The 19166-nt window shown below is 40.4% G+C and carries 9 protein-coding genes; all 9 read left to right on the plus strand.

Going from position 1 to position 19166, the window contains the following annotated elements:
* Nucleotides 1-7623, plus strand: a 7623-nt coding sequence (locus WDB87_RS06355) for a beta strand repeat-containing protein (protein WP_337849385.1), incomplete at its 5' end; no start/stop codon positions are given.
* On the plus strand, nt 7620-9740 hold the full coding sequence (locus WDB87_RS06360) for an ATP-binding cassette domain-containing protein (protein ID WP_286245153.1): 2121 nt from the start codon (nt 7620-7622) through the stop codon (nt 9738-9740). The genes WDB87_RS06355 and WDB87_RS06360, both read left to right, overlap by 4 nt.
* The gene (locus WDB87_RS06365) at nt 9740-11047 is read left to right on the plus strand and encodes an HlyD family type I secretion periplasmic adaptor subunit (RefSeq protein WP_286245152.1); all 1308 of its coding nucleotides are present in this window, start codon (nt 9740-9742) and stop codon (nt 11045-11047) included. The genes WDB87_RS06360 and WDB87_RS06365 overlap by 1 nt, the downstream gene beginning before the upstream one ends.
* 12 nt (nt 11048-11059) lie before the next feature.
* Nucleotides 11060-12361: a TolC family outer membrane protein gene (locus WDB87_RS06370; protein WP_337849386.1), complete on the plus strand. Its 1302-nt coding sequence runs from the start codon at nt 11060-11062 to the stop codon at nt 12359-12361.
* 2 nt (nt 12362-12363) lie between these two features.
* Nucleotides 12364-12942, plus strand: coding sequence for an OmpA family protein (locus tag WDB87_RS06375; protein WP_286245150.1), 579 nt, complete (start codon nt 12364-12366; stop codon nt 12940-12942).
* Nucleotides 12943-13059: 117 nt separating this feature from the next.
* Nucleotides 13060-13644, plus strand: a complete 585-nt coding sequence (locus WDB87_RS06380; protein ID WP_337849387.1) for a YqaA family protein — start codon at nt 13060-13062, stop codon at nt 13642-13644.
* 222 nt (nt 13645-13866) lie between these two features.
* Nucleotides 13867-14790 (plus strand): GGDEF domain-containing protein, encoded by a 924-nt coding sequence (locus WDB87_RS06385; protein ID WP_337849388.1) that lies wholly within the window; start codon nt 13867-13869, stop codon nt 14788-14790.
* Nucleotides 14791-14933: 143 nt separating this feature from the next.
* The gene (locus WDB87_RS06390; protein ID WP_286245147.1) at nt 14934-16295 is read left to right on the plus strand and encodes a hypothetical protein; all 1362 of its coding nucleotides are present in this window, start codon (nt 14934-14936) and stop codon (nt 16293-16295) included.
* A gap of 130 nt (nt 16296-16425) precedes the next feature.
* Complete coding sequence (locus WDB87_RS06395) at nt 16426-19122, plus strand: DUF2339 domain-containing protein (RefSeq protein WP_337849389.1); 2697 nt, start codon at nt 16426-16428, stop codon at nt 19120-19122.
* The last annotated feature ends 44 nt before the right edge of the window (nt 19123-19166 follow it).

Raw genomic sequence — 19166 nt, forward strand, 5'->3', positions numbered from 1 at the left:
GCATTAGACGTTGAAGGTAATTTAGCCACAAACGAAACCACCTTTACTAAAGACACCACCATTAATATTGATATTGATACTGGTGAAAACGGCATTAACAGTAGAGCCTTTAAAGCGGGTGAAGTAACCACGCTAAACGGTACAACCGATGCTGAACCAGGTTCTACCGTTACACTTACAATTTTTGATGGCACTACTAGTGAAGTAGTGACTGCAGCAGTCGCAAATGGTGGAACTTGGAACGTTAACGGTATAGATATATCTGAGCTTGATGATACACAGCAGTGGACTATTACGGCAACTGTTACTGATTCTGCAGGAAACGCAGCGCAAGATGTCGCACCAACACTCGATGCGCTTGATAGCCAAACATTAAATGAAAGTAATACAGCAAATGGCGGCACAAGCTCAGCGACTAGTTCAATAGAAATAGATAACGCTGACCTTACATTAAGTACAAACCAATCTGGTCTTGAAGGCTTAACGGTAGACGGCAGCCCTGTTTCGGTTACCTTAGCAAATGATGGTTTATCTTTAGAGGTAAAAGACTCGCAAGGTAACTTAGTGCTAAGTGTGTCGCTTGTAGGTGGAGAACTTACTACTACGCTACATGCACCTATTGATCACGAAAGTGAAAGCTTACTTACTGATATTTTTGTTGATGCACTACAAACAGATGCCGATGGCACAACCGAACTAGTCGTTGTACCAACAGCCGTTACTATTACCGACTCTGCCCCACAAAGTAGTGACGACAGCTTTACAGTTACAGAAGCCGACACCGATGCGGGTAGAGTATCAACAGGTAGCTTAGTCACAAACGACAGTGTAGTAGAGGGCGCACCAACTGTTACAAGTGTAACATTTAATGGCACTGATTATGATGTAACAACAAGTACACCAGCCACGATAGTAACCGATGAAGGTACATTAACGGTTAACAGCGATGGCACATGGAGCTTTAACGCGCTTGATAATCGAGACTCAACTCCTTCACCACAGTTTACGATTGAATACACAATAGAAGATCGCGACGGTGTTGGTAGTTCATCAAGTACAGCCACATTTACAGTACAAGATGGCAGTGCGGGCAGCTTTACAGATCAAGCTGCTACTTATACAGAAAGTGATTATGGCGTTACAACAACAAATAATAAATCCTTTGCTGTTGTGGCAGGCTCTGATGCACTAGTTGCTGATTCAATCACCTTTGATGACACTATCGCAAACTTAAATGCGTTAAACTTAACAAGTGCTGGTGTAGCTATTACCTTTGCATTAAGCGAAGACGGAAAAACAATTACGGGTTCTGCAAATGGTAACGAAGTTATCCGCTTTAGCGTAAGTGCAACGCAAGATGCCAATGGTAAAGATTTAGATGCTAGGGTTCAAACAACAGTAAGCTTACCGCTTGATAACCCTGATGGAGAAAATATAGACTTTGCGCTTTCTGTTAATGGTGAGGATAGTGATGGTACAGCAATCAGCGGTGCGGGTAATGTAACCATAACCGTTAAAGATGGCACAGGACCACAGCTTGCCAATATAGACTCTGCAAACCTTGATGAGTCAGGTTTAGCGTCCGGCTCAGATACATTTAACGGTACATTAGATACTGTTATTGGCAGTGATAGCTTTTCGTCGTTAACCTTTGCTGTAACTGGCTCGCAACCTGCACTAACCTCTGGTGGTGAGGATATTCAATATACTTTAAGTGAAGATGGCTTAACGCTTACAGCACATACAGGTGATATAAATAACCCTGTATTTATTGCAACTTTACCTGAGATCACAAACAGCACAAGCAGCCAAGAAAACTTACAATATACCATTGAGCTTATTCGCCCTATTGATAATAACGGCAATAGTAGCTTTAACCTGGCAATTGAATTGCAAGATCAAGATGGCGATATTGATGAGGAAAATATTACTGTAAACGTTACAGATAGTGCTAATGCAACGCAAACCTCACCTACGTTCAATGTCGCAGAAAGCCCAGAAACAGGCAGTACTGGTCAATCAGATACACAGAGCATTACTATTACGGCTGGCGGTGAGGCTGTTAAATCACTTAGTATGAATGTAGCTTCAGGTGACGCCGTACTTGATAGCAATGGCAATGCTCTTACCCAAAACGGTGAGCCGATTACATGGCGAGTTAATGAGGATGGTACCGCAAACGGTGTAGTTAATGGCGTTACTGTATTTACGGTAACTCTTCCAACTGATGTGGATGTAGCAGCAGGCACCTCTGAAAGTTACAACATTGCCTTTGAAATCGCAGGGGCTATTGATCATTTAGATTCACAAGAAGCAACGCTTGCTATTAACGTACCTCTTGTTTCAACCGATGCCGATGGCACTAGAGAACAAAGTGCATTAGCAGTAAACGTAGAAGATGGTCAGTCACCTAGTGTCACAACTTCAGGCGATAGCGCTCCAGCGGTTGACGAAGAAGGCTTACGTAATAACGACTCAATTAAAACTGAGGGCAATATTAGTGTTACATCAGGCTCAGATGAAGTTGTTGAAGTGAAGCTAGCTGACGGCTTTAGCTTTTCTGGTTACACCTCTTCAGGTGAAGACGTTACGCTGTCAAATACAGCTGACGATGATGGCTGGTATTTAGCAACAGCACCAACAGGCGAAAACGGGGCAGCTGAAACAATTTTCCGCGTTAAGTTTAATGCTGATGGAACCTTTGAATACGAGCAGTTCAAAGCCTTAGACCACGAAGCGGGTAATGGAGAAAACACACTTGATGTAACAATCGATTTAGTCGCGGTAGATGCAGATGGGGATATATCAAATTCACAAAGTGTTGTTATTGCCACAGTAACCGATGATATCCCTAGCTTGCCTGGTGCAAGTAAAGCATTGATTGAAGGTGAAACCGTTACAATCGATTTATTAGCTAACCTTGAAGGGGGAGCTGACGGAGCGACGGTAACAAGCATCACTTATAACAATGTGGTTAGAAATGTGGGCGATACATTCGCTTTAAATGATGGTGATGAAGATTACGGTACAGCCACAATTAATTCAGATGGTAGCGTAACAATTACTACCACTACATTTGGTTCATCAGCAAATGATTTTGTCGACACAATTACTTATGTTGTAACAGATGCTGACGGTGATACAGCGACAGCAGATTTATCATTGACTACAAGTGATGACATTGGTGAGATGACTACGACTGCAACAGATGCCAATGAAGACGGCTCTTCTACAATTACTGTTACCGTAAACCCAGGCGATATTGACCAAAATGAAACGGTTACTCAAATACGTATTGAAGAAAGCTCTTTACAAGGTGGAAAGTTATTATTAAATGGCAGTGAGCTAACAGCTACTGATGGTTATTATGTACTAAGTGGCAGCCAGTTAAGTATTGATGCTAATGGCGTAGCAACTATAAACGGCGCTTTAACATTTGAACCGCTTGGCGATAGCTCAAACCAAACTCAAACGGTAAACCTGACTATTGATGCAACAGTAACGACTGATAATGGCAATCGTGAATACAACGCCACTCAAGCAGTAAGTGTTATATCAGAGGCCGACACCCCTGATTGGGATAACACAAACGATTACAGTTACACAACTGCAGAAGATACCGAAGCTGCTATTAACATTGGCGCTACACTGCAAGATACAGATGGCTCAGAAACACTCACTTATATAATCAATAATATACAAGAGGGCTTAATCGTTACAGCCAATGGCCGTACGCTATCAAACGGTGATGAAATAACCGCAGCAGAGGCACAAAGCTTAACTGTAGTTGGCGAAGAGCATGTAGCGGGCACGTTTACTTTTGATATTACTGCTGTAGCAACAGAAGCTGAAAACAACGATAGTGCATCATCAAGTACGCAAACGGTAACGGTTGAAATAACCCCTGTTGCTGATGAGCCTCGCTTATTTGTGCGTAACCAAACCGTAGATGAAGATGCGCTCACCCCTGCTATAGACTTATTCAGTGGTTTACTGGTTGACCAAGACGGCTCCGAAACGCTTAGTTTTGAAGTTATATTGCCAGAAGGTTTTGAGCTGGTAGATGAAAATGGAGATGTGTTAACTCAAGATGCAGATGGCAATTGGCTTGTAAGTGATGTAGAGCTGCAAGCAGGGAACATATTCTTAAAACAAAAAGAAGATGCCAGCCGTGCAACCGACGCTACATTTGACATTACGGTTACAGCCATAGCAACAGAAACCAGCACCGGTGAAGAAGCACGTACAGAGCCAGATACTTTACAACTTACTGTTATAGGTAAAATAGATCCACCAGAGCTTGATGAAGAAAACAGCAATGATAACTGGACATTTACGACAGTAGATGAAAACAACTTTACGCTTAAAAATACCCAAGGTACGGAAGATACTAACCTACGTTTAGACTTTTTAATTGTGACCTCTGATGTGGATCAGTCAGAAGCAATTAGTTTAGTTATTTCTGACTTACCAGACTCGGTAATGCTAGTAGATGTAAACGGCGACCCTGCTAATTTATCAATTGTTGGTACTGATGCTAATGGCAAGCCAATGTACAGCTTAACGGCCGCAGAGATGGAAAATTACTATTTAGCGCCTGTTGATGACTTTAGTGGTGAAGTTAACTTTAATATTAAAGTAGTCCCGACAGAGGCTGATGGTGATACTGCTGATTACAACATTGCTGTAACTACAAACTTTAACCCAACAATTGACAATAATACGCAAAGCCTATCAACAACGTCTGAGGGCAATGAAGATACACGTATAGCACTTAATTTTAACCCAGATTTAATCGACAGTGATGGGTCAGAAACAATAACAGGTGCTGTAATTACAGCCATACCAGCAAACACTACTCTGTATGTTGATGGTGAGGTAGTGAACGTAGGTAGTGGGTATGATTTAGCTGATTTAATTAATGCCGAGTACCCAACGCTTGAGGATGTTTTAGCCAGTGATAGAGTGCGCTTGCTGCCTGATGAGGATTTCTCTGGCACGCTTACTGTTGATGTACTTTATACCGTAACCGATACGTCAAATGTAGGCAGTGTGAGCGAAGATATTAGTAGTCAAGTTACAGTCACTGTTAATGGACAGGTTGATACCCAAAGTAGTGCCGAGCGCGATAATAGTGGTGCTGTTACCCGCCTTGAAGCAACAGATGACACAATAACGAGCTCAAGCAGAACATTGAGCCTATCGGGGGCTGTTAGCTTTACAGAAGAAGATGTTGATGGTTCTGAGGTTATTACTCACATAGAAATAATACTCCCTGATGGCGTAAATATAGAGGTGCTTCATCCAAATGGTGCGTACCCAGATGGCTCTGGCCGGTGGATAATACCTATTGATGCAGGCACAAGTGACTCAGTAACAGACGTAATTAATGACTTACTTGCTGATGTGACCTTAGAAGCACAAAATTCTACAGGTGATATAGATGTTACTGTTAAAGCCCGTGTAGCTGATGGCAGCCATGCGGTATTACTAAGTGACAATTTTACCGTTAACTTTACTGTTGAAGGAGACGGAAGTACGTCAGAGGCTTCTGAAGTAGGGCAGTTACAAATTTCGGTGGTAGATGCAATAGAAGATGAAGCAGTTGATTTTACAGGGCATATTAATACCAGTTTAACTGACGATGAGAACGATACCGTTACTGTTTACATAAACGCTGATAGCCTACCTGAAGGCCTTATTATTGAGGGTGATGGGGTTATCGCAATTCCAGGTGATGACGGCGAAGTTGCTGAATATATTATTCCTGAAGAATCACTTGGCAATTTAAGCTTTACCAGTGCAGGTGATGACTATTCAGGGCAATTAATTATTCCGGTAACGATCATTGCGGTAGATGATGATAGTGGCGATGAATATATTGATGACACGCAATCTTTAGAAATAGATATAACTCCAGTCGCTGACGGTGGTGAGTTTAGCGCAGCTATTAACAAAATTAAGGAAGACAACCGCACCACAGCACTAGGCTTAACATTAGCTTTAACCGATTTAAACCAAGTAGATGATGAGGCTAACCCTGAGCAAAATGGCGGGGTTGAAGAAGTTGATTTTTCTCAGCCAATTATTATTACCTTACCGGATGGCGTTGGATTGTATGACCCTAATAATATGTTTACCGACAACGGTGATAACACATATACATATAACGGTACAGAGGCAGAGTTTGCTACTGCACTAGCAAGTATTGGGGTTGAGCCAATTGAAGACCAATCAGGTACTGACATAGATATTCAGATAACAGCAACCATTGTTGATACCGCACAATTAAGTACAGGTACTGCCACTGATACAACACAAGTTACTAATACAATTAGTATTGCTGTAGAGGCGGTAACTGACGAAGCAGTATTAACAGTAGCAGATGCACAAGGTAGCGAAGATGCCGATATAGCATTAACAGGCTTAAGTGCGCTGCTAAAAGATGATGACGGCTCTGAAACTATTTCAATTACTATCTCGGGCGTGCCAAAAGATGCCGTACTAAAAGATGCTGATGGTAATTTGCTTGTTAATAATGGTAAAGATGGTGGCACCTTTAATGGTGAAGACACCACAAGCTGGACTGTTACTGCAGAGCAATTAGCTGGTTTGATTATTGTACCGCCGCTTGATTTTAGTGGTGAGTTTGAATTAACCCTAAATGCGCTAACTCAGGATGAATCACCAGGTGAAATAGTACAGACCTCAGCCTCGTTTATGGTTGTTGTAAACCCAGAAGCCGATGCACTGGATTTTTCTAAAAAGCCATTTGAAAGCTACGATGGGCAAGAAGATGACACCTTGACTATTGACTTAGAGGCCTTTAGTGAAGAGGCGGATGGCACGGAGACAATTCAATTAACGGTTAATATAGCCGCCGACTCGGACAGTAGTGCACTTGAGTATATTGACGGCAAAGCGTCTATTACTGTCGGTACTGAAACTGTATTCTTTACTAGCGATGGTAATGGCGGCTTTAGTGCGACAATTACCAGTGACAGTAACTCAATTGAAAACTTTGACTTTAATGCCGGTGGCCTTGCGTTTGGCACATTAAACATGAGTGTTGATGTTGCAACTGTTGATAGCGCACAAATTAATGGTGAAACGGTAACAAGTGTGGGTGAGACACAATCATCAGAATTTATTATTGAGTTAGAACCTCAAGCTGATGCGCCTGTGTGGACTGCTGCAAATGATGTTACAAGTAATTCAACTAACAATATCGCCCTAAACCTTGATGTTGATTTACAAAATCCAGCAGCAGATGAAACGGGCTATATTGAAATTACAGGCTTACCAGATGGATACAACTTTAACGTTGGTGAAAAGGTCGGTGATACATGGACTGTTGATATTACTGATATTGAAGCCTTAGAAATTGTTGATGCCGACGCAGGTGATAGTTTCACGCTAACACTTAATGCGTTTTCTACACTTAACGGTGAGACTCAACAAGCACCTACCGAAGAGGTAGATGTGACTATTTCAGCTTCAGCAAGTAACACTTCAAGCTCAAGCGGCGCACAAGCTCAATCATTTAGTGAGGACTCAAGTGGTGGTGACACTGCTTTCGCTCAAAGTATGAATGAAAGCTTAGACGGCGATCAAAACGTATGAAGTTAAGTTTAAAACGAGAACAAATGCAGGCACTTGGCAAGCACATTGCTGATGCCCTGCATTTGCGCCATCAAAGCGATAACTTGTTACTTGGTTTGCCAAGTAATGAGTTTTCGGCTCATCATTTAGAACAAGCATTGAGTAATATTAATGTGAGTGCTCAGCAACAAACTGCGCCTAAACATTATGCTTACCCAGCCTTGGTACTCGATAAAGATGGCTATTTTTGGTTTTTTGAGAGTAAGGGAGAAAGTACATTTAGCTCGCAAGATGGAGCAGAACCAAAGCAGTTAACTGATATTGATAAAGAGTTGATTTGGTATTTGTCGCACGAAAATGTCACCGATGATCGCTCCGAAAAACTCCATACCCGTATTCCCAGTTGGTTAAGGCCTGCTTGGGAGCAGGTAAAACCCTTTTATAATTCACTATTATTGGCGTCACTAACGGTAAATTTACTCGCTTTAGTCGTTCCGCTATTTACTATGAATGTCTATGACCGTGTAGTGCCCAATGCAGCACTAGATACCTTATGGGTGTTGGCAACAGGTGCAACAATAGCCATTGTATTCGATTGGTTGTTAAAGCAATCTCGTGGGCATTTAACTGATGCCGCAGGCAGACAAATAGATTTACGTATAAGTAGTATGTTATACGCTAAAGTATTAGGTATGAGGCTTGAGCAGCGCCCAGCCTCTGCGGGGGCTTATGCAAAACAAGTTCAAGATTTTGATAGTGTTAGGGAATTTATTACCTCTGCAACACTGGTTTCAGTTATTGACTTGCCCTTTACCTTATTGTTTTTAGCGTTAATATTTTGGCTTGGGGGATTAATTGTACTTATTCCTGTTGCTGTGCTGAGTATTGTTATTATTACAAGTATTGTATTACAAGCTAAATTAAATGAAAGCGTAGAGCAGGCATCTAAGTTATCTACTCAACGTCAAGCGTACTTAATTGAAAACTTAAATCAGCTTGTTGAGTTAAAGCAGATGAATGGTCAAGCAAGTGCGCAGCAAAAGCTTGAGCAAACTCTCGCACAAATGGTTGACTGGCAAAATAAGTCACGCCACAGTGCAACAACACTTACACATACTGTGGCTAGCCTCAGTCAATTTACCAGTATTGGGTTAATCGTATTTGGCGTGTATTTAATAAGCAATGGTGACATTAGTATGGGCGCACTGATTGCTATTGTTATGTTAAGTGGTCGAGCATCGGGGTCTATATCTTCGTTGGCTGGGCTTGTTTTAAAGTACAAACAAACGCAAACAGCTATTGAGTCAGTTAAAAATATAATGGCATTAGAGCAAGAACAGCAAAGCGGCGAAAGTACAATTGATGCTTCTTTAAATGGCAATATTACGGCTCGTTATTTAAGCTTTCAGTACCATGAGCAAGAACTAGAAGCTATTCATAACATTAACTTTGATATCAAAAAAGGTGAAAAAATAGGGTTGTACGGCCGCGCAGGGTCGGGTAAATCAACACTACTAGCTATAATTGCAGGTCAATACAGAGCAACCTCTGGGCAGCTTTTAATAGACGACATAGATATAAAACATTGGTCTTTAAGTGCATTGCGCAGGCAAAGTGGCTGGGTCGCACAAAGCCCTAGCTTGTTTTATGGCTCAGTACTTGAAAATATCACCTTAGGTGCACAAAACATCAACCCTACCGATCTCACTAATGCGCTTGTGCAATCAGGCGTGAGCCGATTTATTGACCGTTTAGAGTCCGGGCTTGAAACACAAGTAGGCGAATTTGGCCGATTTTTATCGGGTGGCCAACGACAAGCTGTATGCATTGCACGCGCGCTATTGCAAAGTAATAATGCTTTACTTTTGTTAGATGAGCCTTCGTCAGCAATGGACGAAGGGCATGAAAAACTATTAATAAAATCCCTTAAAGAGCGTACCGAAACGGTAGTTATTTCTAGCCACCGCAAAGAAATGCTCTCAATTTGCGATAGAATATTTGTTATAGATCATGGCCGATTAAAAAGTATTGAAACCCCTAAATCATTATTTAGTGAAAAAGTATCGGGCGGTGTAAAACTGGTGAGTAAAAAAGTGACTCGAGTAAGTAATACCAATAGTGGGAGCGGGTCTAAATAATGGCTGATTTATATATGGGGCAGCTGCAAGCTGCAAAGCAAGCTAAGCGGTTGGTTATTATTGTTTTTATTTTGCTTTTTTCAGTCGTTTTATGGGCAAAATTTGCTAAGCTAGAAGAGGTAATTATAGGGCAAGGTACTGTTATTCCTGTTCAGCGTGTGCAAACTATTGAGAATCTTGACGGTGGCATATTAAAAGAGGTGCTCGTGCAAGAAGGTCAGTTAGTTGAAGTAGGCGATCCATTACTTTTAATCGATGAAACCCGCTTTGCAGCCGCTTTTGCTGAATCAAGCCAAGAGCGAGAGTCTTTACTTGCTAGACATAACCGCCTGTTAACAGAGCTTAAAAGTGTAAAACTTGACGAGCAAAGCAGTTTTGGTGCGACAATTCAGCGCTTAGAGATTCCACGTAAGGGCGTATCGCCAGAAGTATACAGGCAAGCATATAACACTTACACATCGCGTTTAACTCAGCTTGAGTCGCAATTACAACAACGAACCCAAAGTTTGTTGCAACAAGAGCAGGCAAGTAACGAGCAACTAGCAAATATTTCAGCGTTAAAGCAAAGCTTAAAACTAACCAGCAGAGAGGTCGAGTTAACACAAAGTGCGGTAGATGCTGGAGCTGTAGCTGAAATGGAGCTTGTTAAATTACAGCGCGATGAAATTGCAATGAAAGGTGAGCTAAACCAAGCCAGCGCATTACTACAGCAGCTTATTGCTGCCAAAAGCCAAGTGCTTGAAGAGCGTAAAGCGATTGTATTTGATTATTTAGCTGATACACAAAACCAGCTAGATGAAGTAAGTAATGAGCTCGCTAAAATCTCACAAAGTAGTAAAGCGCTTGAAGACAGATTATTAAAAGCACAGGTAAGAGCGCCAGTACGAGGGACTGTAAAAAATATTGTGTCTCGCTCAATTGGAAGCGTAATCGATCCTGGCGAAGTGATGATGGAAATAGTCCCGCAAAATGATCAGCTTTTAATAGATACTAAAGTACAACCAAAAGATATAGGTTTTATTAGAGTTGGTATGCCAGCCAAAGTAAAATTTACTGCATATGACTTTGTTATATATGGAGGATTGGAAGGGGAAGTAACTTACATTAGTGCAGATGCTCAATATTTAGAAGACGGCACTGCGTATTATCAAGCTTTTATAAAAACCACTGTAAGTCAGATTGCTCAGCAACCTATCATACCGGGTATGCAAACTCAGGTAGATATAATTACTGGAAAAAAAACTGTTTTAGATTACTGGTTAAAACCTTTGTTAAGAGCAAAGGCCAATGCCATGCGTGAACCATAATAGGAATATTAAATGCGAATTATAGGATTACTCTCTGTTTTAGCTTTAACACCGGGGTATGTAAGTGCTCTGACGTTGGAGCAGTCGGTAGCAGAAACATTAAATACAAACCCTCGCTTAATGCAAAAATATGCGAGCTTTGAAGCTAAGTATCGTGATAAGCGCAGTGCATTTAGTGAATATTTACCGCAAATACGTTTATATGCGGCCTATGGCTATGAGCATGTTAATTATAAATCGGGTAGTGAATTTGACACAGAATTAGATCGCCGTGAATTAGGTCTAAAAATAACGCAAATGCTGTTTGATGGTTTTAGTACTTCTTCAGAGGTGGCTCGATTAGATAATGAAGCGCGCGCCGATCAGCTTGGTTTAATCTCTGAGGCAGAAAATATCAGCCTTGAAGTCGTGCAAGTGTATTTAGATCTATTAAAAGCAATAGAACTGATTGAACTATCTGAAAAAAATATAGAAATACATAAAAATATTTTAAACGATATTGAGCAACGTCATCAACGAGGCTTGTCAAGTGATGCTGATGTAGCTCAAGTGCAATCGCGCTTAGCAACATCGCAGTCTGGCTATTTAGCGGCTAAAAATAATCTGCTAGACATACAAGCAAATTACTATGATTTAGTTGGTAAGTATCCTGAGGATCTTGTTATCCCTAAAGCAGATTCACATTTTTTGCCTGATTCGTTAGAAGAGGCAATGAGAATTGCAAAAAGTTCACATCCTGAAATAGCTGCTGCCATTTATGATATTCAAGCAGCAGATAAACAAATACAACGAGAAAAAAGTGGCTATTGGCCTAAAGTGAGCTTAGAACTCGATGTTGCAGATAATCGAGATATATCAGGATCACCAGGGCGAGATGATAATGGCCGTATAATGCTAACAATGAGTTACGATTTATACAGTGGGGGTAAAACAAATGCTGACACTGACGCTGCTAAATGGCGCTATCAAGAAGCTGTAGCGGTAAAAGATTCAACTCATAGGCAAGTTAAAGAGGCAACAAGCTTTGCTTGGAATGCTTATGTATTTTTAGATGAGCAGAAGAAGTTTTACCAAGAAAATGTAGGGTACGCAGAAGTTGCGCAAAAAGGCTACGAAAGACAGTTTGGGTTAGGGCGTCGCTCGTTATTAGATGTACTTGATTCACAAATTGAATTATTCACGGCAAGAAGAAACTATATTGAATCCGCATATGATCAACGCATTGCTAGTTACAGATTGATCAATGCAACGGGTCGTTTAGTGAGCGCCTTAAAAGTAGATAAGCCAGATGCTTGGCAGCTTGGAGATAGATAATAATGAAAAATATAGCTTTATTAAGTGCCGCTTTACTTTTAACCGCCTGTGCGACAGAGCCAGGCCCGTACGAGCAAAAGTTACAGTCTAATGATTTGCTTGATCAAGACCAAGATGGGGTTATTAACGAGCGCGATAAGTGTGCAGATACGCCCCTTAAAGCGGTAACAGATAACGATGGTTGCCCGTTTGAAAAAAACATAAGCACAACACGTGGTGTGGTGATTAACTTTGAATTTGATAAGCATGTACTTACTACTGATGCAAAGCAAAAAGTAGCTGAGTTTGCTCGCTCTATTGAAAACTCACCATTATTGAGTGTTATTTTGATTGGTGATACTAGTAAAAAGGGATCACTTGAATACAACCGAAAGTTAGCGTTAAAACGTATTGAAACAGTCAAGTCAGCACTGCTTGCGCTTAATGTGAGCGAAGATCAAATTTCACAACAAACGTTTATTGAAACTAAAAAAATCCCGACTGAGCTTCAAGGGCGAGAAACCCGTGTTATAGCATTAGTTGAGGGTGAACAGTCTAGTGTTATGCAAATGCAGTTTGACGTATACAACTCAACCATTTAAATAGCTTACTGCAATTTATAATAGCCCGTTATAAAACGGGCTTTTTTATGCTTAAGCGTACCTTAATACTTTTACTATACAATGATGCATACAATGGCAAATTATTAAGGGATTAACATGGCTATTCAAAAAAAACTAAAAGAAAAAACACGGCACTTTATTGACTCAAAACATATGTTAACGGGTATTACCGTGGCGTCGTTTTTAGAGTCTACGATTGTCCCCATTCCGCTTGAAGCCGTGCTTGTACCGCTTATGCAAGCACGCCGTGAAAAGCTTTGGCTAATCGCTCTAATGGCCACGGTAGGGTGTATAATTGGCGCTTTATTTGGCTATGCGCTGGGTTTTTACCTATTTGATGCGATTGGTGACTGGGTTATTGACATGTTCTCAAGCCAAGAGCAATTTGAAAATGTTAAGCAGCAAATGCAAAATCAAGGGTTTTGGTTTGTAATGACATTAGGAATAGTGCCTATTCCGTTTCAAATTGCGATGCTCGCAGCAGGCGCTACAAAGTACTCTATTGCTTTGTTTTTATTAGCCTCTGGTATTGCTCGTTCAATTCGCTACTTTGGTTTAGCTATTGTTGTGTATTACGCAGGTAATAAAGCTGAGCAAATAATCAGTAAACATAAAACTAAAGCAATGATTGCTATTACTATTTTAGTATTGGCATTGTGGGGTATAAGCACCCTAATATAGCGTTTAAATTCTAAAGTTAACTACGCCACGCCATAACAGCAGCTTGATACCAAAGCTGCATTTCTATAGTTGAGTTTTGTATTTTGTTTACATTGCTTGGCTTTAATCTCAGGTAATTTTTATGCTAAATGCACTAAAGCAAGCACTTTGTAAGGTATCGCTTTATAGCGTTTTTTTTCGTGTGCTATAGTTTGTTAATAACGCACTAAAAAGCGCCATCTTATGATTGAAACTGTAAAACTTACCGTTCGGCTGTCTAACTTTTATAAAATGAGTTGGGTAAATAAAACGGTAAGTATAGCGTTACTGCTCTACATAATTGTTTTCTCACTTTATGCTTTAAATGCTTTCCCACCTTTAAAGGTACAAAATAACGTATATGGTTTTACGACCGATTTTTGCAATCTTATTGTACTTGTATTCCTATTTTGGATAGTGCAATGCTCTGAGCTTTCAAAACAAGCATATGTGTACTCTACATTGGGTTTATTGCTATGGAGTATGGGCACAACGGCCGATGTAATAGATGAATTAGTTGTACAGCCCTATTGGATGAGTGTTTATTTTGAAGACTTATGCAGAACCATAGGGATGCTTTTTACCGCCTATGGTTTATTTAAAACTATGCGTTTTGTACAAAGCATCCATAACCGTTTAGCGCGTGAGTTAATTATTGATGACTTAACACAAGTACATAATAGGCGTTATTTTTATCGGCATATTAGAACAGCGCCAACCTCGCCTTATGTTATTTTAATTATCGATATTGATCATTTTAAGGCAATTAATGATGAATTTGGACATGATGAAGGAGACTCAATACTCAAGCAGTTAGCGACTAAGTATAATCAGGTGTTTATCAATGACGCTAAATTTGCTCGTCTTGGTGGTGAGGAGTTTGGCGGTTATTTGCCTAGTCGTAATATAAGCCAAGCAGCTGAATTTTGTCAGCAATTAATAAATATTGCGCACAGTATTCATGTTAAGCAGGCTAAGCACCTCACAGTAAGTATTGGCATGGCGCTGCAAACCCCCAACGAGCCCCTAGATAAAGTAATGAAGCGTGCCGATATGGCTTTATATCTTGCTAAAAATAATGGCCGAGACAGATTAGAAATTGCCCCACCTCCTACATCGTCTTTTTGAAAAACATCCTTATTATTTGCACATTTAAAACAGTTTTTAACGTTTTCGTAAAGAACTGTCAGCGAGGGTAATACTTTGTAAACTATGAAATTAAAATGCAGCAAAAGCGTCATAATAGTGATTTTAATAATAAGGAAACTTTAATGACCAACTCTCTGTTGAAAGCTGCTTTACCTCTAAGTTTAATGTCTATTTTAGTTGGTTGTGGCGGCAGCGACGGCTCAAGTGATACAGGCTACGTGCAATTATATAATGGCTCTTATAACAGCCCATATACGCGTTTATTTGTAGATGAAACTGAACGCTCAGGCACCGACTTTGCTGATGTAACCACGCGTCATAACTACAGCACCGGTACTTACGATTTAAGTTTTGAATACTTAGATGCAAACGACAGCTACATTACAATTAGCGAACAAGAAGTATCAATTAAAGGTGATAAGACCGAACTTATTGTAATGAGTGGCAACTTTGATGAGCCGACATTCACAGAACTAAGTGTGCCAATTTCAAGCGATACAGATGAGTTTAACTTAGGTTTTTATAATATTACCAGCGAAGAGACCAGCTACGATGTTTACCTAGCAACCGATGATGGTGTATTTGAAAGTGCTGAGCTATTTACATCAACACAGTACTTAAGTGAGCTAGATTTACAAACCCTTGATGAGGGCTACTACACAATTTATATCACTGAGGCAGGTAGTACAGATGTGATATATGAATCTGAGTCAGTTTATTTTTACGATGAAGAAAGCTATGTAGCAATGATCCGCCCAAGCTATGCAACAGAAGAAAACGGTATAACCCTTGATATAGTGACCGATAATAACTACGTTACAGCGCTAAAGCACCAATCAGCGTTAGGTCAATTGCGCTTCATAAATACCGTTGACGATTACTCGCCAGTTAGCTTTAGCGCTACGCGCGGTACTACCGTTAATGAAACAAATACAGTAGCAAGTGACACCTACACCGATTACGTAGAGCTTTCGCCAAATAGTTACAGCGTTGCAATGTACGACGAAGAGGGCACCAAGCTTGCCGATAACTTTTTAATGACCCTTGAACGTGAGCAAAGTGCCGTAGGTGTTTTTTACAACGATGTAGATAATGGTTTACGCATGATGAGTGTTGAGGAAAACCTAACACCGAGCAGCTACAGCCATACTATTTCGGTTGTTAACCTAATAGAAAGCTACGCCGGGCAAACAGTAAGCGAAGTTGACGTGTACTTTACCTTAAATGGTGAAACTGTTGATGACGCCACTAATGTAATCGATGGCTTAGATAGATACGATCAAGAAGAAATTGATGTAGATAATGAAGCTTACACTGTGTATGCCGTATTTGAGGATAACGGCCAACAAATAGTGCTAATTCAACAAAGCGATATAGATTTTACCGAAGAAGGTAATTACATCTTGATTTTAGAGCATGATGAAACAACTAGCTCCGGCTTTAAAATGAGTGTAACGCGCACAATTACAGACAGTGTAGACTAATTGATATATAACACGTTCTAGAAAGTAAAAGCCCTAAGCATTATTGTTTAGGGCTTTTTTTGCACAAAACTTACATAAACTTAATAAATTTTAGGTACACTCATTACAAAATAAATAAAAAGAGCGTGCCATGGATGAGTTTTTAGGAATAGTAGGTTTATTTGCATTTGCAATAATGGCTGGTGCACTTTGCGGTATTATAGCAATCGCACAACTTAGTAATTTAAAGCAAGAAATTGCTCAATTAAAAGCAAAAGTACTCAGTTTAGAATTAGCTAACAACGCACAAAGCCACAATGAAGGGGCCGATAAAAGCACCGATTGCTCTACAGCTCAACATTCGGACACGGCTCAAGCAAATAGCAATAAGGCGACTTTTAATCAAGTTAGTCTTAATCAGCCTAATCAACCTCATGGGCAGGAAAAAACGGCAACTTCAGCAATAAAGTCTTCCGCTAGTGTTTCTGTTAGTAAACATAAGCAAAGCAGTAAAAATCTCAAACCCACACTTGTTACTTCCCTTTTTAAAAAGCTGCGCAGTGACTTTGAACAAAACTGGATGACCTGGATAGGCGCAGTCGCATTGGCATTAGGCGGCATATTTTTAGCAAAGTACAGTTTAGAGGCGGGCTTGCTCTCTGTTGCGATGCGCTTAACCCTAGGCGGATTATTTGGTGGCGGCTTAATTGCAACCGCGGCTTACATGCATTACAAAAATAGTGTATTCGAAGGGTTTAATAACTATATACCTGCAGCGCTTGCCAGTGGCGGTTTTATTACGTGCTTTGCACTGACCTTATTAGCGTATAGCAGCTATAGCATGATCAGCCCCTTAACAGCCTTTGTTGTACTTGGCATTATTGCCATAAGTGCGAGCGCTATGGCAATAATGCTTGGCCCGGTATTAGCTGTACTAGGCATTATTGGTGCTTATTGTGTCCCCGTGTTGGTTAATACTGGCAGCAATAATTTATTTGCACTTTATATGTACATTGGTTTTATTAGCTTATCAGCTGCGTTGGTGGCGCATAAAGTACAGCGTGCATGGTTGTGGTATCTACTGTGGGCGGGGCATTTAGGCTGGTATATCGTTGGCTTTACCATAGCTAACAGCAGCACCATTTGGCTTATGGGCACATATGGGTTATTAAGTGTTATTGGTTTAATTGCCGTGCCACGCTTAGGGTTAAAGCTTGCGATGGTTGAAACGCGCCCACATAGTTTAAAGCGTTTGATAAACGTACTCCCCAGTCACCCTTTAATGCTTGCCTGTATTACCCCTTTGTTACTGGCTATGCTTTTTGATAGTGATAACTATCTACAATGGAAAATAATAAATGCATTAAGCATATTAACCTTACTGTTTTTAGTGCTTAAAAATAGCCGTTGGGATTTATGGCAGGGGGCAGCGTTAATTACTGCTGCACTAATACTACTAAGCACGCCGTCCTATTACATTGATTTTTCAGACTCACTATTTATATTTAAACACCCATATGGTGGCGCTCTATTCTTAGGTTTAGCGCTCAGTGCTTATGGGCTTTATTTTGGTATTAAGTGGGCACCTAAACGCTTGGCTTTTCATATTACGGCCTCGTTTAGCATATTTATAATCATTGCTACTTTGTACGCTATCATCCCAAACCATGCTTTGACCACGGCCTATCCATTGTGGGCAGTAATATTACTTATAAGTAGCGCCATTTTAATTAAGTGCGCAATGAGCGGTGTCACTCTTTTTCAACGCTTTACTTATTGGGTGGGGGCAAATGCTAACATTACGCTTGCTATCACTATGCTATTGAATGACAGCGGGCTGACCATTGCATTGGCTATACAAGTTTTACTTATTAGTGTGTTAATAAAGCGCTATCGAGTGCCAATGCCACATTGGCCAATTAAAGCGTTAGTGGCTGCTTTATTACTGCGCTTAACACTTGCACCATGGACACCAAGTTACGACGCCCTAACTATATTTAATCTTCATTGGAGTATTATTGTTTATCCATTGTGTACTGCATTGTTTTTAGCTGCTGCTAAATGCTTTCAAACATCACAATTAAAAATATGGTTAGAAGGTGCCGCACTGCATTGCTTGGCGCTATTTATTACCACCGAAACCAGTTATCAACTGGTAGGGCATTATCCAAAATTTGGCTCATTGAGCTTTTACGAACAAGCTTTACTAACGTGTAATTGGCTTGCGCTTGGCTGTGTATATTTACACCGTGCTCGTATTGCCGGTAGCTTAGCCAAGTTATACCAAGTTGCGGGCATAGCATTAGCTAGTGCTGCGGGTATTACTACACTGAGCACCTTACTCAATGCCAACCCATTTTTAAACTCTATTTATATTGGTGAATATAGCGTCTTTAATTGGCTATTCTTGCTTTGGTTAGTCCCTGCAGGTCTAGTACTTTGGCTTTATACTTTAATTAAACCGCTGTATACAAAAGCAGCGCCATTTATACTCACCGTAGCGGGTGTGTTGAGTGTGTTTGCAATTAATGGCTTTATTCGTCAATTTTGGCTGGGGCCTTATATTTACTTATCAAAAGGGGTAAGTAATGCAGAGCTTTATAGTTATTCAATTATTTGGCTTCTACTCGGTGCAGGGACAGTTATATTGGGGCACCTTAAAAAGCAGTTACTCATTCAAAAAATAGGTTTAGGGATACTCGCAGCTGTTATTGTTAAAGTATTTTTAGTGGATATGGCAAATTTAACAGGGCTTTTAAAAGCGCTCTCGTTTATTGGTTTAGGGCTTTCGTTAGTGGGGCTGAGCTGGTTATTTCAAAAGCTCAGAAGCCACGCAAACCAAGCTTAAAGTAGCGTTTAGTTATAAACAAAAGCCCAGTAATTTACTGGGCT

Origin of the sequence: Pseudoalteromonas sp. C12FD-1 (assembly GCF_037414265.1) — a bacterium.
In the GTDB taxonomy this organism is placed as follows: Bacteria; Pseudomonadota; Gammaproteobacteria; order Enterobacterales; family Alteromonadaceae; genus Pseudoalteromonas.

Excerpts from the sequence above, each read along its gene's own strand:
- WDB87_RS06365 (WP_286245152.1), top strand. The coding sequence starts at position 9,740 with ATGGCTGATTTATATATGGGGCAGCTGCAAGCTGCAAAGCAAGCTAAG.
- WDB87_RS06390 (WP_286245147.1), top strand. The coding sequence starts at position 14,934 with ATGACCAACTCTCTGTTGAAAGCTGCTTTACCTCTAAGTTTAATGTCT.
- WDB87_RS06395 (WP_337849389.1), top strand. The coding sequence starts at position 16,426 with ATGGATGAGTTTTTAGGAATAGTAGGTTTATTTGCATTTGCAATAATG.
- WDB87_RS06375 (WP_286245150.1), top strand. The coding sequence starts at position 12,364 with ATGAAAAATATAGCTTTATTAAGTGCCGCTTTACTTTTAACCGCCTGT.
- WDB87_RS06360 (WP_286245153.1), top strand. The coding sequence starts at position 7,620 with ATGAAGTTAAGTTTAAAACGAGAACAAATGCAGGCACTTGGCAAGCAC.
- WDB87_RS06380 (WP_337849387.1), top strand. The coding sequence starts at position 13,060 with ATGGCTATTCAAAAAAAACTAAAAGAAAAAACACGGCACTTTATTGAC.
- WDB87_RS06370 (WP_337849386.1), top strand. The coding sequence starts at position 11,060 with ATGCGAATTATAGGATTACTCTCTGTTTTAGCTTTAACACCGGGGTAT.
- WDB87_RS06385 (WP_337849388.1), top strand. The coding sequence starts at position 13,867 with ATGATTGAAACTGTAAAACTTACCGTTCGGCTGTCTAACTTTTATAAA.